Raw genomic sequence first — 20,957 nt, 5'->3', positions numbered from 1 at the left:
ACCTGGCCAGAGGCTAAAGCGCCTCGTCGAACAGGGCGCTTCCTCTTTCGATGACGAAGGACCGCATCAAGCGACCCCTGGCAGAGGTGCACCGCTTTTTTTTGGCTGGTTTTTCCGCTTTTGCATCGGCGATGGCTGAAAAAGACGGTTTTGCATAGCCTGGTGGCTGATTTCTCCGGTTTTGCATGCTAACGCAGCCTTGCCCTTATGCAAAGCCGGCGATTTCAGCCAAAAAGGTGGCGCAGCGATTGCGCTTGCGTGTGTCACCGCCCTGCCACCCTCAGGACGTCTCGTTGAACAGGGCCCGGGCCTCTTCTTTCGAATGGATGCCCATCTTGGCGTAGCCGTGGCGGATGTGGGTCTTCACGGTGTTCTCGGAAAGGAACAGCTCCGCCTCTATCTGCGCGCGCGTCTTGCCCTGGGCCACCAGCAGCATGATCTCCTGCTCGCGGCGGGTCAGATCGAAACGGCGGCCCAGCTCGTCGGCACGCCGCTCGATGCGCTCGGCCTCGGTGGGGGTGTGCACGCTGCCCTCGATGGTCACGCCCGCCGCACCCCAGTCGTCGTTGACGGACTTCTCGCTCTTCCAGATGAGGATGCATATCAGAAGCAGCACGATGCCGCCCAGGCACATGGCCACGCGCACGGTCATGTCGGAAACCAGGCCGCTGCCCATCAGCCAGCGCTGGGCCAGCACTCCCGCCAGTAGCGGCAGCTCGGTGAAGAAGCGGGTGAGGGCGAACAGGCGCAGGCTGGGTACCGAGAAGCGGTGCACGATGCGCGTCATGATGAGCAGCATGAGAAACGTGAAGAAGATGAATGCCAGCTTCGCCAGGAACGACACGGCGTAGGCGAACCACCCTTCGGCGAAGGGGATCAGCAACAGCGAGGCCAGCGCGATGGGCACCGTGATGACGGCCAGCATGCGGGCGTCTTGGCGCTTGCGGGACACGGCCACCAGGCCCAAGGTAAGCACGCCGAAAAGGCCCGTGGCGGTGATGCGGTGGATGGATCCCATGTAGGCGACCGTGGGCATGAACGAGCCGGACACGCCGCTGATGAGGCCGCCCAGGGCCATGATGGCGAACAGCTTCCAGGGCAGCGGGTAGCGTTGGCGCGCATCGGCGGGGTGCTCGGGCGGCAGCTGGCGGACGCTTGCCAGGGCGCATCCCAGCGACAGCAGCGGAAAGGCCGACGTGGCCACGATGGCGAAGGGCTCGCGCATGGTGTAGACCAAGGCCGATGCCGCCAGCGCCGCCACGCAGGACAGGGCTCCGTAAGTGATGGCCTGGGTCTTTCCCATGCAGCTGTAGATCTGCCCCCACAGGCAGAAGAGAAACGCCCCTCCCACAGCGGTGAGGGCGGAAACGGCCAGGTTCAGCGGCTGCGAGCTTGTGGCGGGCAGGATCCACAGCCCCTCGGCCAGGCTTCCGGCGGTGCATAGTCCCACCGCCAGCCAGAGCAGCCGCGGGTGGTCGGAGAGCACTCCCAGCCGGCGCGCGGCCAGGGCCAGCACCACGAAGGTGGTCAGGTCTCCCAGGCGCATGCCCAGGTCGAAGTTGTTGCGCATGGCAAGGTCGGCGTCGGGGCCGGGGAAGATGAGGGATATGTGGGTGCAGGACAGCCAGGCGATGAACAGTCCCATGCCCAGAAACCTCAGCGGTATGGAGGCGGCGGGCTCAAGGGGTGCGCCAAGCAGCGCCCCGGAACGCCCGCGCCCGCCCTGCTGGGCCGATTCCTTCTCACCCGCCATCGACTCCCCCCTCGCCTCCGCTTGGCTTCCTGCGCATGCCGCTTTCGGTCGAAAGTATAGCATGCCATCACCTGACGTGCGAAAACGCCGATGGCTCTGGCGGAGCGGAGAGAGGGTGAGAAGGGGGTGAGAATCCATTTCGCCTTGGGCGCCGCCGCTTTCACCCGCGACAGCGCTTCCCAGCCGGTGCCATCATGGGGACGCGGCAGGACCGGTCGCCGGAAGGGCGATGCTCCGGACCTGCCTTTAGGGAGGATACACGAACGGAAAGGATCTGGACCTATGGGAGAGCTTACCCAGAGTCGTCGGGATTTCCTGAAGGCCAGCGGCATCGCCATGTTGGGCGCCGCTGCGGCCGCGGGGGCCTTCGGCGTGCAGGCGGCCCATGGCGAGGAACTGGTCGCCCCGGGTACGGGGGAGGGCCAGCCCACGCGCGGCGTCACCAACTTCAGCGAGACCGACGGCATGTACGCCGACGTGTTCCCGCAGAAGGTGCGCTACATCCCCGTCATCGACGCCCCCACCGACATGCGTCGCCAGGGCAGGGTGGCCTTCGAGATGCGCGACATCGCCGCTGACGAGATCAAGCGCACGGAAGACACCGACGTGCTGGTGGCGGGTGCAGGCATCACGGGCACCTGCGCTGCGCTCTCGGCCTCCGACGACGGCACCACCCGGGTGCTGTGCTTGGAGAAGATGACCAAGGGCCGCGGCATGTTCGAGGGCATGGGCGTCACCGGCGGCAAGGCCATGGCCGACGCCGGCTACGAGTGCAACGTGCCCGAGGCCATGGACCGCATGCGCCTGGCGGGCCTGTACCGCATGCCGGTGGACCCCATCATGCTGTGGGGGCGTCGTTCCGGCGAGGCGGCCGACTGGCTGCAGGAGAGGTTCGACGAGGGCGACGGCCAGATCACCGAGGGCTTCAAGATCAACAAGGAGAACGCGCACCACTTCGAGGTGCCCCAGACCGAGGTCACCTTCTCGAGCCCCCAGTGGTCCGAGCAGACCATCAAGAACGCCGGCGGCGCGGGCATCTACATCGTGGCCGACCTGGCCAACACGCTGTCCAAGCGCCCCAACGCCGAAGTGCGCTACAGCAATCCCGTGGTGAAGCTGGTGCGCGACAACGGCGGGCGCGTGACCGGCGCCATCTGCAAGGATTCCGACGGCTATTACCAGGTGAACGCCAAGAAGGGCGTCATCCTGGCCACGGGCGGATTCGATGCGAACCCGGCCATGCTCAAGGCCTGGTGCCGCCCCGAGGACATCGCCAACGCCGCCTCCTGGTGCCCCAACTACGGCACCACCGGCGACGGACAGCTCATGGGACTTGCCGTGGGCGGCCAGATGGACCCGCTGCCGGCGGCGGTCATGAACTTTGACTTCGGCAGCCCTGACTCGTTCTACTCGTCGAACCTGGGCATCACCAGCCTGGTGTCCGGCGGCCTCATGATCAACGAGAAAGGCATCCGCTTCGCCTCCGAGGCGCTTCCCTTCGAAGCGCGCAGCAACGCCATCACCGCCCAGTGCCATTACGGCGAGAGCTGCTGGCGCGTGGCCAGCTCGGCCCAGGTGGTCAACGAGTCCGTCCTGGAGGCCCTGAAGGCCTTCGAGGAAAAGGAGTGGGCGTTCCAGGCGCCGACGCTCGAGGAGCTGGCGAAGAAGATGGACGTGCCCGCCGACACGCTGGCGGCCCAGGTCGAGCGCTTCAACGGCTTCGTTGACACCGGCATCGACGAGGACTTCAACCGCCCCATGGAAGGCGTGAAGAAGATCGAGGGCGACGTCTACTACGCCATCAAGCACCAGTCGTCCATCCTGTCCACCGTGTCGGGTTTGGTGGTCGACTACAACTGCAACGTGCTGGACTACGACGACCAGCCCATCCCGGGCCTGTACGCTGCCGGCAACGCGTCGGGCGGGTTCTTCAGCAACAACTATCCGCGCCATATCTTCGGACCGTCCATCGGGCGCTGCGTCACCTTCGGTTACGTGTCCGGCCAGAGCGCCGCAAAGGAGGCTTAAGTCAATGAAGAAGATCGCGAACGCGAAGAGGCTCGTCGCCCTGGTGGCGGCTGCGTCCCTGGCGGCCTGCTTGGCAGCTGGCTGCGCGCAGAGCTCCGGTGCCGGGTCGGGAGAGCAGAACCCGCAGCAGCCTGCGACCGGGTCCGGCCAGGAAGCCGAGACCTCCCAGGGCGGCTTCGACATGGCCTCCTATCCCCAGCATGCCGCAGCCTGCGAGGGCGCCGACAGCCTTGCGGGCTTCCATATGGCGCTCGGCCAGGACTGCGAGAGCTGCCATACCGGCGATTTCGCCGAGCAGCTGGTCGTAGTCGGCGTTGAGGGCGAGCCGGAGATGAGCAGCCTCTACTACACCGACACGGCCACGTGCCTGGGGTCCGGCTGCCATGTGAGCTGGGAGAACCTTGCCGAAAAGACGGCCGACCTGGGCGAGTACAACCCGCATGACTCCATCCACGGCACTATCGAGGACTGCAACGAGTGCCACAAGGGTCACAGCGAGCAGGTGGACATCTGCGGCCAGTGCCACCCCAACGGCGGCCAGACGATGAAGCGCTAAGCCGCTCAGGCAAACGCCAAAGCAGCAGCAACGAAGGAGCGAGCCGGGACCCAACCCCCGGCTCGCTTTGTTTGCAAGCGCCCAGCCAGCTCGCTTGGGCCCTGTCCGCTTCCGAGCGCAGCATCGCTTGAAAGCGCCAAAGGGGAGTGCGTAAGGTGCGTTCGCCGCTTGAAGGCACCTGCATCAAATGGCACCTTCGGCGCCCGCTTCTCCGGTGACAAAAGGTTAAGCGGCAAAGGGTTGCATCAAATGGCACCTTCGGCGCCCGCTTCTCCAGCGCCCGCTTCTTAGCGATGCGCGATGGCTTTTTGGCTGGAATTTCCGCTTTTGCATCGGCGATGGCCGAAAAATCCGGTTTTGCATGGCCTGGTGGCTGATTTCTCCGGCTTTGCATGCGAAAGCAGCCTCGTCCTCATGCAAAGCCGGCGATTTCAGCCAAAAAGTTGCGCGAAGGCGGCGTGGAGGCGGGCCAACGGGCGTCAGGGCGGGTGCGCCAACGGATGTCAAGGGGTGCGCCAGCGGGCGGCGTGGAGGCGAGCCAACGGGCGTCGTGGCGGGTGCGCCAGCGGGCGTCGGGGGCCGAGCCGGCGGGCGTCAGGGGGTGCACCAATGTCTTTCGCAGGTTTCGCCCCGCTTCGGCATTTGCTATTCCAAACATGCGTTCGATGAGTTAGAATGTTTTCCTATGAATACGTTGTTCACCGACATGGAAAACTCCCGCCGGGCCTCTGTGGCCCCTTTGGCCGTGCGCATGCGGCCCCGCACGCTTGACGAGGTGGTGGGGCAGACCCAGGCCGTAGGGCCGGGCAGCTGGCTGCGTAACGCCATCGAGACCGACCAGCTGAGCTCGGTCATCCTGTTCGGGCCGGCGGGTACGGGCAAGACCTCCATCGCCCACGTGATCGCCGAATCCACCAAGGCCGCCTTCGTGGAGGTATCGGCCATCGGCGGAACTGTGTCCGACCTGCGCCGCGAGATTGATGCTGCCGAGAAGCGCCTCATGATGAGCAGCACGCGCACCATCCTGTTCGTCGACGAGATCCACCGCTTCAACCGCAGCCAGCAGGACGCGCTGCTGCACGCGGTGGAGGACCGGGTGGTGGTGTTGGTGGGCGCTACCACGGAAAACCCCTTCTTTGAAGTGAACTCGGCCCTGATCAGCCGCAGCCGCGTGGTGGAGCTGCAGCACCTGACCGACGGCGAGGTGGCGCGCCTGCTGGACAGCGCAGTCGCCGACGAGCGGGGGCTTGCAGGCGCCTACGTGCTGGATGCCAAGGCGCGGGCCGCCATCGTGCTTCTGGCCGGTGGCGACGGGCGCGGGGCGCTCACCACGCTGGAGCTGGCGGCGGGCATGGTGGAGCCGGGCACCAGGGAAAACCCTGCGCCCGTAACGGAAGCGGACGTGACCGCGGCCACCCCCCACCGCAGCCTGCCCTACGACAAGAACAAGGATATGCACTACGACGTCATATCCGCTTTCATAAAGTCCATGCGCGGGTCCGACCCCGACGCCGCTCTCTATTGGCTGGCCCGTATGATCGATGGCGGGGAGGACCCGAAGTTCATCGCCCGTCGCATGATGATCCACGCCTCCGAAGACGTGGGCAATGCCGATCCGCAGGCGCTGCTCGTCGCCCATGCGGCCTTCAAGTCCGCCGAGGTCATAGGGTATCCGGAATGCCGCATCATACTGGCTCACGCCGCTACTTACATTGCGCTTGCTCCCAAAAGCAACGCGGCGGAAGCCGGCATCGACGCTGCGCTGCGTGAGGTGCGAAACGGTCCGGCCCGCCAGGTGCCCAGCTACCTGCGCGACCGGCACCGTCCCGGTTCGGAGAACTACGGGTCGTATCTGTATCCCCACGACTTCCCGGGGGCTTGGGTCGACCAGCGCTATCTGCCCGAGGGGTTGGAACGGGGCTGCTTCTACCGCCCCAGCGAGCGCGGCTGGGAGGCCTACCGGGTGGAGGCGACCCAGCGCGACCGGCGCGCGGGCTGTCGGGTGCAGGCTCCCCAGCCCGCATCCGCGCCGACTGCCGATGATGGAGCGGCGCCTGCGCGTAATGCCGACGGTAGTGCAGCGTCTGCGCCGACCGCCGATGGGGATGCGGTGTCCGTGCCAGCTGCCGACGCGTCGCATCCGGGCGCGCCGTCGGATGTCACCTGCGCCCAAGCGAGCGAGGAGGCGGGCGGGCGGTCCGCAGGTTCCCATGTTTGACGCCCTGGTCATAGCTTATCTGTTTCTGGGCGGCACGGGGGCTGCCCTGGGCGGTCTGCTGGGGCTGCTCACCCTTGGGCAGGTGCTGGGCCTGGGCGAATCGGGCCGCAGCCAGCACTTAAACGGACTCTCGTCGGGCCAGCACCGGCGCTTTTTCGGCTTCGGCAACGTGCTGGCCGCCGCCGTCTGCCTGCTGGGCGCGGTCTGCCTGCTCTTCGATATGGAACGCCCTGACAAGGTGCTGGTGCTTCTGACCAGCCCCAACACCTCTCTGGTGGCCATGGGGGCCTATTCGCTGGGGGCTGTGCTGCTCCTGAGCGCGCTGGCGGGCGTGCTGCACCTGCACCGCCGCACGCTGCCTCCGGCGGCGGGCGCCCTGCTCTGCGCGGCGCAGCTGGTGGCTGCCTGCGTGACCATGACCTACACGGCGCTGCTGCTCATGGGCTTTCGGGCGGTCGCCTTCTTCCAGACGTGGGCCCTCGTGGGCCTGTTCTTCTGCTCGTCCGCATCGTGCGGCTTGGCGCTGGCCACGCTGACGGGCATGGTTTTGCGGGTGTTTCCGTTGGAGCGGGGCCACGAACGCACCGCGGCGGCCGAGGCGGCCCTGTCCGTGCTGGAGGGCCTGTTCCTGGTGTTGTTCATGATCCATGCCCACTATGCGGCCCCACAGGCGTTTGCGCAGCTTGCAACAGGGCCGCTCGCATGGGCGTTCTGGACGGTGGTGGTGGGGTGCGGGGTGGCGTCTCCGGTGGCGGCCTGGGCGCTGCCCCGGTTCGTGAGGGGCTACCGGCTCCATGGCGGGCTGTCGCCGGCTTTGGTGCTTCTGGCCGGTTTCGCCCTTCGGTTCTGCGTGATTGCGGTAGTATAGGCAGCCGGCGGGCCTTCGGGTCCGGTGCAGGCGGGGCGGGGTTTCAGGGAGAGGCCGGGCGTGTTCGAGTTCGAAAAAGACGAGCAGAGCGGGGTGCCGTTGTGGGTGCAGCTGCGCAACCGCATCGTCTTCCTCATCAACTCGGGCGCCTATGCGTCGGGCGACCAGCTGCCCACCATCCACGAGCTGGCAAGCCAGCTCTCCATCAACTACAACACGGTGTCGAAGGTCTACACCAGCCTGGCTAACGACGGCTACATCACAGCCAAGCGGGGCGTGGGCGCTTTCGTGAACGGCTACGACGGCGAAGAGGCCGAAGCACAGTCCGACGCCGTGGGCCAGGCCCTTTCCGAATGCGTGGCCGCCCTGACCGACCTGGGGCTGTCCCATTCGGATATAGAAGCGGCCATGAGGGCCCACTTGCGCAAGCTCGAGCTTTCGGAAGGCGGCCGCCGTCGGGGCGGGGCCTAGGGCCGCAGGGATTCGGGCGCCGTCGGTTCGTCTCGGCGCAGAAGAAAGGGGAGGGGAGACGATGTTCGGTTCTCGGAAGGCGTCGCAGGAGCAGGGGCGTCCCTCGCGGGTGGTGTCGGCCCAGCAGTCCAGCGACGACCCCATGCAGCGGGCCTCGCGCAACGGCGTCTACTTCCTGCAGGCAGGAGCCGTAGCCGTTGTGTTCCTGGCGGTGTGCGCCTTGTGGTGGGCGGTGGCCCAGCGCATCGACTTCTTCACCGTGGTCGCAGCGGTGCTGGCGTCGGTGCTGCTGGCCTCGTCGATGCACGTAGCCCAGCAGTGGGAACGCATGGTGGTCATGCGCCTGGGCAAGTTCAAAGGCGTGAAGGGCCCGGGCCTGTTCTTCACCATGCCGTTTGTCGAGTACTCCACCATGCGCGTGGACACCCGCGTGCGCTCCACCTCGTTCGGGGCCGAGGAGACGCTCTCGTGCGATCTGGTGCCTCTCGACGTGGACGCGGTGGTGTTCTGGATGGTCCACGACGCGGAGAAGGCGTGCTCCACCGTGGACGACTACGCCCTGCAGCTGCTCTATTCCGCCCAGACCATCCTGCGCGACGCCATCGGGCGAGCCAGCGCCGCCGAAGTGGCCAGCCGCCGCGACCAGCTGGACCGCGAGCTCAAGCGCTTGCTGGAAGAGAAGGTGGCCCCTTGGGGGCTGACGGTGCTTTCCGTGGAGGTACGTGACATCCTGCTGCCCGAAGCGCTGCAAGACGTCATGTCGGCCGAGGCCCAGGCCGAGCAGCAGAAGAAGGCCCGGCTCATCCTCATGGAGGCGGAGACGTCCATTTCCGAAATCATCGGCGATTTTGCCCGCACTTACGACGACGAAACGGCCCTCGACCTGCGCAAGATGTACCTGCTCTACGAAGGCATCAAGGAGGGCAAGGGCGCCATGGTGGTGCCCAGCTCCTGGAACGAGGGCTTCGCCGACAAGGTGGTAGAGGGGGCTGCCAAGCGCTAGCCGCACAGCAAAGCGGGGCAGAATGACAGCGCATGGTTGTACTAGGGGCGGGCGCAGCGGCAGGTCTGGCGTCACTCAGTGTGTCGCGCTAGTGACGCCCCGAGTTTTATCCTCAACATAGATAAGACAGAAGCCTCCGTCCTCCTTGACTTTTCCTATGAAAAGAGTTTTCATATGAAAATAGAGGGGAAGTCGACTACCCAACTGAAGAGTGTGTTTTACCTGCAATGACGCAAGCGCGTCTTCTGTTTGGCGTGCCGTACCGTCGGAAAGATACAGGCGAGTTGCGAACGACGCAGCGGTTCTTTGAGCTGTTTGCCCGACAACATCGCAAATCGGCCTTGGCGGGCGAAAGCGGCGCAATCGAAACGGCAGACGCGCGCCTTGAGAGGGGGAACTATGCACGCACGCACGGAGCATCGCGGCCTCAGCCGCCGCAGCTTCCTGAAGTCCGGCGCCGTTGTGGCCGGTGCTGCCTGGGCCGGATGCGCTCTGGGGTGCTCGAAGCCCGAGCCCGAAGCGCCCGCGACCGATCCGGTGGTGGCCGATGCCGAGCAGCCCGGCGGAAACGACGGCAGCCAGCAGCAGTTCACGAAAGCCTCCGGCACCGACCAGACCTTCAACGTCTGCTGCCGCCCCAACTGCTTCAATACCTGCATGATGACTGCGACGGTGCGCGAGGGCAAGTTGGTGAAGACCGCTCCAGCGAACTTCGACGACGCACCGGAGTTCAACCGCATCTGCTTGCGCGGCCTGGTCAGCAACGAGAACATCTACAACCCGGAGCGCGTACTCTATCCCATGCGCCAGACCGGCGAGCGGGGCAGCGACAACTGGGAGAAGGTCAGCTGGGACGAGGCCATCGCCGACATCGCCGAGAAGATGAGCGGCTACATTGCCGAGTTCGGCGGATCGTCCATCTTCAAGGCTTCCGGTTCCAGCGTCTACCATGCCACCAGCGGCACGCCGGGCAAGTGGCTGGGAACCATCGGCGGTTCCACTATGGGCGGCCCGCTGGACAACGGCAACATGTACGGCCTTATGCGCGTGTACGGTTACGGCGGCCATCCGTGGCCCGGCAACGACCCGCGCGACTATGTGAACGCCAAGAACCTGTTTCTGTGGTCGAACAACCTCACCGACGCTCAGGTGCATGACTGGCACTTCGTAGCCGACGCCATCGAGGCGGGGGCGAACGTCATCTGCATCGACCCCATCTTCACGCAGATGGCGGCTAAGTCCCATAAGTGGGTGCCTATCCGCCCCGGCGCCGACATGCCCCTTATCATGGGCATGATGAACGTCATGGTGGAAGAGGGCTTGGTGGATACCGATTTCGTCCGCGAACACACCTCTGCTCCCTTCCTGGTGAAGGAAGACGGCACCCTGGTGCGCATGAGCGACCTTGGCGTGGAGCCCACCGAAGGCCCCGTGAACCCCTTGACCGGTCAGCCTACGGTGGTCAACCCCTACGCCGTCTACGACGAGGCGGCCGGCGAGGCCGTGGAGCTGGGCGCTATTGCGTCACCTGCCCTGGAAGGCTCCTTCGAGGTGGCCGGCGGCACCGTGCGCACGGTCTACAGCGTGCTTCTGGACGAGATCGCCAAGTTCACCCCCGCCGAGGCCTCCAAGCTCTGCGACGTGGACGAGGACACCATCCGCGAGCTGGCGCGCCTGGCTTGCGACGGCCCGGTGACCCACCGCATCGGCTGGGGCTCCCAGGCCTACGACAACGGCATCGCCCCCAGCTCTTCCTGCGCCATTATGGCTGCGCTGGCCGGTCAGCTGGGCAAGCCCGGTGCCAACTGCTCGTCGGCGCCGTGGCTCATTATCGGCGTGGGCAACCCCGCCGTCCTTGCGGCGGCTCCGGCCGAGGGCGTGACTGCCGGCCCCACCATCGCCTATTGGAACATGCCGGCCGTCTTCGAGACCGGCGAGTACCTGGGCGCCCCCGTCACCCCCAAGGCGCTGCTCATCCACTCGGGTAACCCCATGTGCACCTGGTGCGACACCAACCTCATGCGAGACCAGGTGTTCGCCAACTTCGAGCTGATCGTGACTCTGGACTACATGATGACCGATACGGCCCGCTACTCCGACTACGTGCTGCCGGCGGCTCACTGGTTCGAGTACGAGGATGCCGTCACCATGGGCAACACCTACCATGTCATCCATTCCGAGAAGGCCATTGAGCCGTGCGGAGAGGCACTGCCCGACATGGAGATCATGCGCCGTTTGGGCGTGGCCATGGGCCTGGGCGACCTGTTCCCCGCCGACGGCGAGGCGTTCTTGCGCGAATACCTGGATAGCGATGCGGCGAAGGCCCTGGGCATCACCTATGACGAGTTGTGCAAGAAGCGCGCCATCCACGGTTTCGGCGGCCAGCCCTTCATGCAGTGGCAGGACCTGCAGTTCACCACCGGCTCGGGCCGTGCGGAGCTGTATCTGGAGAACCCTACCCCTTACGGCGTGAACTTCCAGGCGTCCAAGGCTGCCGACCTGAGCCGCGAGCACGTGCCCACCTGGTTCGAGCCCCGCGAGGCCTGGCCCACCAACCCCCTGGCGGAGAAGTACCCGTTCGTACTCATGTCCGAGCGTCCGCGCTTCCGCGTGCACGGCCAGTGGGCCTACAACCGCATCCTGCGCGAGCTCGATCCCGAGCCCACGGTGAAGATCAACCCCGCCGATGCGAAGGCCCAGGGGCTTTCCGACGGCGACATCGTGGAGTGCTACAACGACCATGGGCACGCGGTGGCCAAGCTGGTGTGCAACGAGGCCATTCGCCCCGGCACCATGGTGTACCCGAAGAGCTGGCAGTCCGACCAGCATATCGCCGGCGGGTGGTCTGAGCCGCTCTCCTGCGAGACCGACCCGGTGCTGTGCAACCAAAGCTTCATGGACTGCCTGGTGGCCGTCCGCAAGTGGGAAGGGGAGAAGTAACCATGACGCATTACGGAATGGCTATCGACGTCAAGCGCTGCATTGCCTGCAGCGCCTGCGTGACCGGGTGCAAGGTGGAGAACAACCTGCCCCAGAACATGTGGTGGAACAAGGTGGTCAACGTCGGCGGAGAAACCCCCGACAGCCCTAGCGGCACCTATGCCGCCCGCAACCTGAAGATGGAGTCCTACACCCTGTCCTGCCAGCACTGCGAGAATCCCGCCTGCGTGGAGGTGTGCCCAACCCAGGCTTCCTACAAGGACGCCGAGACCGGCATCGTGCTGGTGGACAACTCCAAGTGCATCGGTTGCGGCATCTGTCAGCAGGCCTGCCCCTACGGCGTGCGCGTGCTGCAGGAGGGCGAGCCGGTCTACTATGCCGACTTCGGCTTCGGCGCCGCCAACGCCCCGGTGCACGAGAAGGGCACCATGGAGAAGTGCACCTTCTGCTACCACCGCGTGGTGGAGGGCGACGTGCCCTTCTGCGTGGAGGTGTGCCCCGGCCGCGCCCGCACCTTCGGCGATCTGGACGACCCCGCTTCCGACATCTCGAAGCTTATAGCCGGTCGCACGGTGGAGCAGCTGGAAACCGACGCCGGCACCAACCCCAGCGTGTTTTTGCTGAAGTAGGACGCATGCACCATCGCGCGGCCGCCTAGCTCCGAGCCGCGCAATACCGATGCGCATTTCCCGCGTACGCCCCGCCCTGCCATCGACAGTCGCCCCCATGCTGTCGATAAGGGCGGGGCTTTCCTGTGCCCTGCGCCGCCGCACGAGGCCGGGCCCACGGTGCCAAACCGTGGCCAACTTGCTATGAAAGCGCGGTGTAAACCCGCGCCGCTGCGGCTAAAATGAAACCGCTCAATGCTATAGTTGCCCGAAAAGAAGTACGGGTACCACCGGAGGTCGTAGCTATGTTGGAAATCCTGCTCCCCATCGTGTACATCGTCGTGGGCGTGGCTTTGGTCTGGTTCGTCATCGAGCTGGTGATGACGGTGCGCAAGACCCGCTCCACGGTGGACTCCCTGCAAAAGCAGCTGGAGCCTACGCTTGACAGCGTGCAGAAGATTACCGCATCGCTGGAGCCGGCCGTGGCCAAGGTGGACCCGCTGGTGGAGCGCGTGTCCCTTACGGTGGACGCCGCCAACCTGGAGCTTATGCGGGTCGACCAGATTCTGGAAGACGTGTCCGACATCACCGATTCGGTGTCCAGCACCGTGAACTCCGTCGACACCATCGCCAGCGCCCCCATGGAGCTGGTCACCTCCGTGGCCTCCAAGGTGCGTACGGCGTTTCGTCCCAAGCGTGCCTCCGACGAGTCCGCCAAGCTGGGCGCGGCCAGGGCGGCCCAGGCTCAGCAGTCCGTCGAGAAGCCCAAGAAGACCTTGGGCGAGGTGGCCTCCACCGCCAAGAACGTCTCCACGGTGGCCCAGGGCGTTGCCAGCACCGTGGTGAGCGCCACCCAGGGCGCCATGTCCGAGCAGACCAAGAAGTTCGAGGACCGCAAGGCCGCTTCCGAGGCCAAGGCCGAGGCGCGCCAGGCGGTCATGCGCGAGGCCAGCGCCACTGCCGACGACATGATGAACGCGGTGACGGCCTCGGTCGCCGTCGACACCGCCAAGATGGACGCAGCCGACGTCCCTGCCGCGTCTCCCGCAGCTCCTGCCGCCCTTGACGGCGACGGTTCCGCCGAGGCCTAGGCCTTCGTCCGGGGCGGGCTGCTCGCAGTGGCTTCCAACGACAACCAGATGAAACCTGTGGCGTCTTCGCCTAGTGGCGAGGGCGCTGCGCCGTGCGGAGGAGACGTTGCGCCGGCCGCCGCGCGCCGTCGTTGGCGCAGCTGGAGCGAGGCTCTGGCCGCCGTGTGGACCATCATCGGCGTGATCGTGCTCACGGGCGTGCTCGTCTACCTGCTCAACGTGCTGTCCGTGCCGGTGGGCATGCTCATCTGGACCGTGGTCATCGTGTTCTGCTTGCGCGGCCAGGTGGCGGCCTTGGAGCGCCGGGGCGTCCCCCGCGCCGTGGGTACCACCATAGCTTACGTGGGCATGGCTCTGCTGCTGGGCTTGGTGGGGCTGCTTATGTTCTCGCCGCTGTTCGGCGTGGGCGACCAGTTCGCCAATCTCATCCACAGCATACCTGGCTATATCGACCAGCTGTCGAGCTGGTGGAACGACCTGTACGCCCGCTACGCAGACCTGCTGTCCAACGAGGACATCCAGCGGTGGATGAACAGCGCCTTCGCAAGCCTTTCTGGGTGGGCGTCGGGTTTCGCCTCGTCGTCAGCCGACGGGGTGGTGGCCTTCGGCACCGGCGTGGCCAACACCCTTATGACCATAGGCTTCGCCCTGGTCATTGCGTTTTGGATTCTCATGGAGCTGCCGGCGCTGGGCCGCGAGTGCACCCGTCTGGCTGGCCCCAGGCACAAGGAGACCGCCACCATGCTGCATCTGACCTTCACCCGGGTCATGGGCGGCTACATCAAGGGGACCCTCATCCAGTGCGGCGTGATTGGGCTGGCTTGCGTCATCCTGTTCGCCGTGGTCAAGATACCCAACTGGGCGGCCTTGGGGGTTATCGCCGGCATCCTCAACATCGTTCCGGTGGTGGGCCCGTGGCTGGGAGGCGCCCTGGCTGCCGTGGCTGGCATCTTCGTGAACTTCTGGGCCGGGGTCATAGCGCTCGTGGGCACCATCGTGATTCAGCAGGTGGTCTACACCTTCATATCGCCCAAGATCATGGCGAACTCCGTGGACATCCACCCCTCGCTCATGCTCTTCGCGCTCATGGCCGGCAGCGCCGTGGGAGGGGCCATGAGCGGCATCATGGGCTCGGTTGTGGGCATGCTGGCCTCCATCCCCCTTGTGGCGGTGTTCAAAAGCATCTTCGTGTATTATTTCGAGAAGCGCACTGGGCGGCAGCTCGTGGCTGTCGACGGGGTGTTTTTCAAGGGAACGCCGGCGCGCGAGGGAACCGTGGACCCCATGGGGGACGCGGTTTCGGGATGCGAGCCGCAGGACAGTTCGCAGGGGCAGGGCCACGGCGGTCGGGCGCGCTCGGGCAAACCGGGCATCTTCGACCGCATCGCGTCTTTTCTGAGGAAGCAATAGCCACAGGCTAGGAAGCAGGAGATTCATGGAGTACATGACCACAGCGGAAATCCGCGAGAAGTATCTGCGCTTTTTCGAGGAGAAGGGCTGCAAGCGCATGCCGTCGTCGTCGCTGATCCCCGACGACCCGTCGCTTCTGCTCACGAGCGCCGGCATGGTGCAGTTCAAGCCCTACTTCCTGCAGCAAAAGCACCTGGAGGCGCCCTACATCGGCACCACTACCGTGCAGAAGTGCGTGCGCACCAACGACATCGACATCATCGGCACCACGGGGCGGCACCTGAGCTTCTTCGAGATGCTGGGCAACTTCAGCTTCGGCGAGTACTTCAAAAGCGAGATGTGCGCCTGGGCCCTGGAGTTCTCCACCCAGGTGCTGGGGCTTCCGCTTGAGCGCCTGTACTTCACGGTGTTCGAGGACGACGACGAGACCATCGAGATCTGGAAGAACCTGGGCGTGCCCGAAAGCCATATCTCGAAGCTGGGCGAGGACGACAACTTCTGGCGCGCCGGCCCCACCGGCCCCTGCGGCCCGTGCTCGGAAATCTACTTCGACCAGGGTCCCGAATTCGGCTGCGGCAGCCCCGACTGCGCGCCGGGCTGCGACTGCGACCGCTTCCTGGAGTACTGGAACTGCGTGTTCACCCAGTACGACGGCCAGGAGGACGGTACCTTGAAGCCGCTTCCCAAGAAGAACATCGACACCGGCATGGGTCTTGAGCGCATGGCCGCCATCATGCAGGGCGTGCAATCCAACTACGAGACCGACGTGCTGCGCAGCCTGGTGGCGGTGGGAGAGAAGCTGACCGGGTGCGTGTACGGCGACGATCCGGCAGCCGACCTGTCCCTGCGCATCATGGCCGACCACAGCCGTGCCGTCACCTTCATGCTGGCCGACGGCATTCTGCCCTCCAACGAAGGCCGCGGCTACGTGCTGCGCCGTCTGCTGCGCCGTGCGGTCATGAAGGGGCATCTGCTGGGCTTGGACAAGCCCTTCCTGAACGACTACGTCGACCAGATCGTGAAGCTCATGGGGGACGTGTACCCTGAAATCGTGGAGAACCGCGAGCTGGCGCGGCGCGTCATCCTCTCCGAGGAGGAGCGCTTCGGCGCCACGCTGCGCCAGGGCCGCGCCTTCCTGGACGAGGCCCTGAGTCGCCTGGAGGGCACCGAGCTTTCCGGCGTGGAGGCGTTCACGCTGCACGACACCTTCGGCTTCCCGGTGGAGGTGACCCGCGAGCTGGCCGCCGAGCGCGGCGTCAGCGTCAACATGGCCGAGTTCGACCAGCAGATGGAAGCTCAGCGGGCCCGGGCGCGCGCGGCGAACACCAAGGACGCCGAAGCGGCCTGGTCCACCTACGGCGGCGTCATGAGCGAGATCCTGGAGGCGAGCGGCCCCACCATCTTCGACGGCTACGATCTGTCCGAAGAGGACGCCCGCGTGGTGGCCGTGGTGGTGGACGGCGCTTCGGTGGACGCGCTCGAAGCGGGGCAGTCCGGGCGCGTGGTGCTGGACCGCACCCCCTTCTACGCCGAGAAGGGCGGTCAGGTGGGAGATACCGGCGTGCTCGAGAAGGCCGACGGTGCGGCCACGGTGACCGACACCAAGGAGCCCGAGAAGGGCCTTATCGCCCATGCGGTCACCGTGGAGAACGGACGCATCGCCGTGGGGGATACGGTGCATGCCGCCATCGACGTGGCGCGCCGCGAGCGCATCCGCCGCAACCACACGGCCACTCATATCCTGCACTGGGCGCTTCGCCAGGTGCTGGGCGACCACGTGAAGCAGGCCGGCAGCTTCGTGGCCCCCAACCGCCTGCGCTTCGATTTCACCCATTACGAGGCCGTCACGCCCGGGCAGCTGGCCGAGGTGGAGCGTCTGGCAAACCAGAAGGTTATGGAGAACCATCCGGTCACCGCTACGGAAAAGCCCCTGGCCCAGGCCCGCGAGGAAGGCGTGATCGCGCTGTTCGGCGAGAAGTACGGCGACGTGGTGCGCGTGCTGGACACCGGCGGCTTCTCCCGCGAGCTGTGCGGCGGCACCCACGTGTCGGCCACCAGCGAGATCGGGCTTGTCAAGATCGTGGGCGAGTCCAGCGTAGGCGCGAACCTGCGCCGCATCGAGGCGGTCACCAGCTTCGACGCCCTGGAGTACCTCAACCGGGTGGAGGCGCAGCTCAAGGACGTGGCGTCCCAGCTGCGCGTGCAGCCCTTCGACGCCGCCGAGCGCACCGCCGCCAACCTCAAGCAGCTCAAGGAGCTGCAGGCGGCCAACAAGCGCATCCGCGAGGGCGCCGCGGCCGACGACACGGCCCGGCTGCTCGACCAGGTGGTGCAGGCCAAGGGCGGCTACCCGCTGCTGATCGCTCGCTTGGAGAACGTGGAGGGCGGCAAGCTGCGCAACATGTGGGACGTGGTGCGCTCGCGCCTGTCGGCCCCGGGAGCGGTCGTGTTCGCCGTGAACAACGACGGCAAGCCGCTGATCATGGCCGCCGGCACCGACGAGGCCGTTGTCGCCGGGTTCGACGCGTCGGCCATCATCAAGGCCGTATCGCCCTTCATCCAGGGCGGTGGCGGCGGCAAGCCGGTTATGGCCCAGGCCGGCGGCAAGAACGCGGCCGGGCTTGACGAGGCCGTGGAAGCCGTCCGCCAGATGCTGCTGTAGGCGTCCCTTCGCGAGCGGCGTGCGGGTTCTGGCGATCGATATAGGGGAGAAGCGCATCGGCGTGGCCGTGTCCGACCCGACGGGGAAGGTGGCCACGCCGGTGTGCGTGCTGCCCGCCGCCGAGGTGGAGGCGGCAGCTCCGTCGTGGCGGCGGGTGCTGGAGGACTGGGAGCCCGAATGCCTGCTGGCGGGCCTTCCCCTGTCCCTTTCCGGCGACGAGAGCGCCCAGACCGCCCGCGTCCGCGCCCGAGCCCGGGCCATCGCCTCCCGTGCCGGACTGCCGCTTTCCTTCGCCGACGAGCGCTTAAGCTCTTCGGAAGCCAAACGTATTTTGCATGAACAGGGGTTATCGGAAAAGGCGATGCGGGGGAGAGTTGATATGATAGCGGCATCTCTCTTTCTTCAGGCGTGGCTGGACGCCCGTCTGGAACGGTAGGTGGAAAGGGCTGCTATGGCGTTTCGGAGAAACCAGGTCACGTACTCGTCGCATCCAAACCGTGCCACCCGGGCGGCTCATCGCCAGGGCGACAGGCAGTTCCGCACCTACGACACCAGCTACATCCGCCCCAAGCAGTCCATCATCCCCGGCATTATCGCCGGCGTGCTTGCCTTGTGCCTGGTGGGCGGCGCGGCCTACTGGGTCACGAACATGTTCGGATTCCTGAAACCGGCCGTGCTGCTGGAGCAGGGGCAGAGCGCCACGGTGGAGATCCCCGACGGTTCCGACGCCGGGTCGATCGCCTCCATCCTGTATCAGGCGGGGCTTATCGAGGACGAGCGTGCTTTCTCGAACCGCGTGAACCAGCTGGGCGTGGCAAGCCAGCTCAAGCCCGGTACCTACGAGCTTGCCGGCGGCAGCTCGCTGGACACCATCATCAAGCAGCTGGAAGCGGGTCCGGGCATGCTCAACGCTCTCACCATCCCCGAGGGCTCCACCCGCTGGGGCATAGCCCAGGCGGTGGACGAGGCCACCGGCGGTCGCATCAGCGCCGACGACTTCCTGGCCGCCACGGCCGACGCCAGCGTCTACGCCGAGGACTATTACTTCCTGTCCAGCGCCGGCACCAACAGCCTGGAGGGCTACCTGTTCCCCAAGACCTACGACATTACCGCCGACGCTACGGCCGAGTCGGTGACGCGCCTTATGCTCGACCAGTTCAAGGCCGAGATCGCGGGCATGCAGTACTCCGATCTGGTAGCCAGCTACAGCTGGTACGACATCGTGAAGCTGGCCAGCATCATCGAGAAGGAGGCCCCCGACGACGAAGCGGTGCGCGCCGACGTGTCCGCGGTGTTCGTCAACCGCTTGAACAGCGAGGAGCTGGGCTACAAGCTGCAAAGCGACGCTACTACCGCCTACGAGGTGGGCCACGATCCTACCCCCGAAGACTTGCAGGCCGAAGGGGAGTACAACACCTACTTGAACGCCGGCCTGCCGCCCACCCCCATCTGCAATCCGGGCCTGGGCTGCCTGGAGGCCGCCTGCAACCCCAACCCCGAATCCATCGGCGTGCTCTACTACTTCTACTTCGAGCCCGACGAGAACGGGGAGATGCGCTACACCTTCAGCGAGACCTACGAGGACCACCAGCAGGCTTACGGCGGTTCCGGCGAGTAGCCGGGTCGCCAAGGCGCTGGCCGCACCATCATGGGCTTTCTGCAACCGGAGCGCTACTTCTCGCGCCTCAGCCGCGTGGACGTCGACGGCGATCTGCTGTCGCGCGGCTTTACCCACGTGCTGCTGGACGTGGACAACACCATCCTCACCCGTGATACCTCGGAAGTGCCCCGCGATGTGGGGCTGTGGCTGGGGCGCGCGCGCGATGCGGGCGTGTCGTTCTGCTTGCTGTCGAACAACTGGCACGCAAGCGTGCGCGAGCTGGCGGCCTCGCTCGGGCTTCCTATTGTCGACCATGCCGTAAAGCCGCTGCCGCCGGCGTTTCTGGCGGCCCGCGCCAAGGTGGGCGGGCGCCGCGCCGACACCGTGGTTATAGGCGACCAGTTGGTCACCGACGTGCTGGGCGCCCATTTCCTGGGCATGACCGCCTACATGCTGGCGCCGTTGGTGGAAACCGATTTGCCCCATACGCTCATCCTGCGCAACTTCGAGCGCCTGGTGATGGGCGATAGACGGCCCGAAGGCGCCCTGGTCCCCGAGGCCGCGGTCAAGAGCTGTGCGGAGCCGCAGCCATGCGCACCGCAGGGTAACCCGGGAGGCGATTCCAGATGAGCGAATCGGGCACTGGCCAGCAGTTGTTCGTTTTGGGGCACCCTGTGGCTCATTCCAAGTCCCCGGCGCTGCACAACGCGCTTTACCGCGCCATGGGGCTTTCCTGGGAGTACGGCCTGGCCGACCTGCCCACGCCCGCCGATGCCCAGGAGTTCCTGGCTGCCCGGCGCTTCCTAGGGGTGAACGTCACCATGCCCTACAAGCCCGTGGCCTTGGCCGAGGCCAATGCGAAGGCGTCGTCGGCAAAGCTTGCCTTGGGAGCGAACGTGCTGGCGGTGAAGGACGGGCGCCTTGTGGCCTACAATACCGACGGCCACGGTTGCGTCATGGCTCTTGAGCGGACGGGCTTCGGTTTCGAGGGAGCATTCGTGGCCGTGTGCGGTACCGGCCCCACCTCGCTTTCCATCCTGCACGCCTGCGCTGTCGCCGGCGCCAGGGACGTGGTGCTGCTCTCCCGCAGCAAAGACCGCGCCCAAAGCGAGCTGCAGGGCTACGCAGACCGACTCGAGCATCTGGCCCGGGCGGCATCGGCGCTGCCCACGGCCGCCTTGGGACGCGAGCGCTACGCACGCCTGCTGAAGGACGTGCGATTCCGGTTCGGAGCCTACGATACGTCGCGCCAGGCCCTGGAGGGAGCCGACCTCATCGTGAACGCCACGCCGCTGGGCATGGGCGAGGACGACCCGGCTCCGTTCGACACCGCGCTTCTGCATGGGGGCCAGACGGTTCTGCAGGCGGTTTACGGCCACGGCACGAGCGCGCTCGAACGGGCCGCGCGCCAGGTGGGCGCCGCCTTCTTCGACGGCCGGGGGATGCTCGTGGGCCAGGCAGTGGCCACCGCGCGCATCCTGTTCGACTTGAACGAGGTGCCCTGCGATCTTTCGGATGGCCAGATTTTCGACATCATGGCCCAGGGGGCGGGCTTCGATTTGTAACCCCGCTCGCGCATCCCCATCGCCATCACCCCCCTTGCCGCCAGCTTCCCCATTGCCGCCCCCCATTGCCGCCAGCCTCCCCATCGCCATCACCCCCCTTGCCGCCACCCATTACAGTCTGAATCGTAGTTGGTCCGACCGTTTAAGTCCCCTGCCCGGACAGTCGGATTACGATTGACATATG

The 20,957-nt window shown here is 66.0% G+C and carries 16 protein-coding genes and 1 pseudogene; 15 read left to right on the top strand and 2 right to left on the bottom strand.

The genetic code is table 11. The features are described from left to right. Positions 1-13: 13 nt before the first annotated feature. Entirely contained in the window at positions 14-187 is a 174-nt protein-coding gene (locus NFR41_RS08805) for a hypothetical protein (protein ID WP_251231549.1), read from the bottom strand. Positions 188-280: 93 nt separating this feature from the next. Further along, complete coding sequence (locus tag NFR41_RS08800) at positions 281-1,753, bottom strand: helix-turn-helix transcriptional regulator (protein ID WP_251231548.1); 1,473 nt, start codon at positions 1,751-1,753, stop codon at positions 281-283. 282 nt (positions 1,754-2,035) lie between these two features. On the opposite strand from NFR41_RS08800, the gene NFR41_RS08795 reads away from it, so the two are divergent. From NFR41_RS08795 to NFR41_RS08725, 15 genes and pseudogenes are all read left to right on the top strand, one after another. Beyond that, positions 2,036-3,781 carry an FAD-dependent oxidoreductase gene (locus NFR41_RS08795; protein WP_251231547.1) on the top strand — a complete coding sequence of 582 codons (1,746 nt, stop codon included), beginning with the start codon at positions 2,036-2,038 and terminating at the stop codon, positions 3,779-3,781. A 4-nt stretch (positions 3,782-3,785) separates the two neighbouring features. After that, positions 3,786-4,337, top strand: a complete 552-nt coding sequence (locus tag NFR41_RS08790) for a cytochrome c3 family protein (RefSeq protein ID WP_251231546.1) — start codon at positions 3,786-3,788, stop codon at positions 4,335-4,337. Between the two features lie 685 nt (positions 4,338-5,022). Beyond that, positions 5,023-6,324 (top strand): annotated as a pseudogene (locus NFR41_RS08785) (replication-associated recombination protein A); the annotation flags it as partial. Between the two features lie 223 nt (positions 6,325-6,547). Continuing rightward, positions 6,548-7,423, top strand: a complete 876-nt coding sequence (nrfD, locus tag NFR41_RS08780; protein ID WP_251231544.1) for an NrfD/PsrC family molybdoenzyme membrane anchor subunit — start codon at positions 6,548-6,550, stop codon at positions 7,421-7,423. A gap of 60 nt (positions 7,424-7,483) precedes the next feature. Continuing rightward, positions 7,484-7,894 (top strand): GntR family transcriptional regulator, encoded by a 411-nt coding sequence (locus NFR41_RS08775; RefSeq protein WP_160212812.1) that lies wholly within the window; start codon positions 7,484-7,486, stop codon positions 7,892-7,894. 61 nt (positions 7,895-7,955) lie between these two features. Continuing rightward, entirely contained in the window at positions 7,956-8,897 is a 942-nt protein-coding gene (locus NFR41_RS08770) for a slipin family protein (RefSeq protein WP_251231543.1), read from the top strand. Between the two features lie 399 nt (positions 8,898-9,296). Continuing rightward, on the top strand, positions 9,297-11,837 hold the full coding sequence (locus tag NFR41_RS08765) for a molybdopterin-containing oxidoreductase family protein (protein WP_251231542.1): 2,541 nt from the start codon (positions 9,297-9,299) through the stop codon (positions 11,835-11,837). Positions 11,838-11,839: 2 nt separating this feature from the next. Continuing rightward, the gene (locus NFR41_RS08760; RefSeq protein ID WP_251231541.1) at positions 11,840-12,466 is read left to right on the top strand and encodes a 4Fe-4S dicluster domain-containing protein; all 627 of its coding nucleotides are present in this window, start codon (positions 11,840-11,842) and stop codon (positions 12,464-12,466) included. A gap of 284 nt (positions 12,467-12,750) precedes the next feature. Beyond that, positions 12,751-13,536: a DUF948 domain-containing protein gene (locus tag NFR41_RS08755; RefSeq protein WP_251231540.1), complete on the top strand. Its 786-nt coding sequence runs from the start codon at positions 12,751-12,753 to the stop codon at positions 13,534-13,536. Between the two features lie 48 nt (positions 13,537-13,584). Next, positions 13,585-14,946, top strand: coding sequence for an AI-2E family transporter (locus tag NFR41_RS08750; RefSeq protein ID WP_251231539.1), 1,362 nt, complete (start codon positions 13,585-13,587; stop codon positions 14,944-14,946). A 25-nt stretch (positions 14,947-14,971) separates the two neighbouring features. After that, positions 14,972-17,608, top strand: coding sequence for an alanine--tRNA ligase (alaS, locus tag NFR41_RS08745; RefSeq protein ID WP_251231538.1), 2,637 nt, complete (start codon positions 14,972-14,974; stop codon positions 17,606-17,608). Between the two features lie 19 nt (positions 17,609-17,627). After that, complete coding sequence (gene ruvX, locus NFR41_RS08740) at positions 17,628-18,044, top strand: Holliday junction resolvase RuvX (RefSeq protein ID WP_251231537.1); 417 nt, start codon at positions 17,628-17,630, stop codon at positions 18,042-18,044. 15 nt (positions 18,045-18,059) lie between these two features. Beyond that, on the top strand, positions 18,060-19,226 hold the full coding sequence (mltG, locus tag NFR41_RS08735) for an endolytic transglycosylase MltG (protein ID WP_160212805.1): 1,167 nt from the start codon (positions 18,060-18,062) through the stop codon (positions 19,224-19,226). 30 nt (positions 19,227-19,256) lie between these two features. After that, complete coding sequence (locus NFR41_RS08730; protein WP_251231536.1) at positions 19,257-19,838, top strand: YqeG family HAD IIIA-type phosphatase; 582 nt, start codon at positions 19,257-19,259, stop codon at positions 19,836-19,838. Further along, complete coding sequence (locus tag NFR41_RS08725) at positions 19,835-20,773, top strand: shikimate dehydrogenase family protein (protein ID WP_251231535.1); 939 nt, start codon at positions 19,835-19,837, stop codon at positions 20,771-20,773. The genes NFR41_RS08730 and NFR41_RS08725 overlap by 4 nt, the downstream gene beginning before the upstream one ends. Positions 20,774-20,957 lie beyond the last annotated feature (184 nt).

Source organism: Adlercreutzia aquisgranensis (genome assembly GCF_943193145.1).
Lineage (GTDB): Bacteria > Actinomycetota > Coriobacteriia > Coriobacteriales > Eggerthellaceae > Xiamenia > Xiamenia aquisgranensis.
This window is presented reverse-complemented; position numbering and strand designations above follow the sequence as displayed.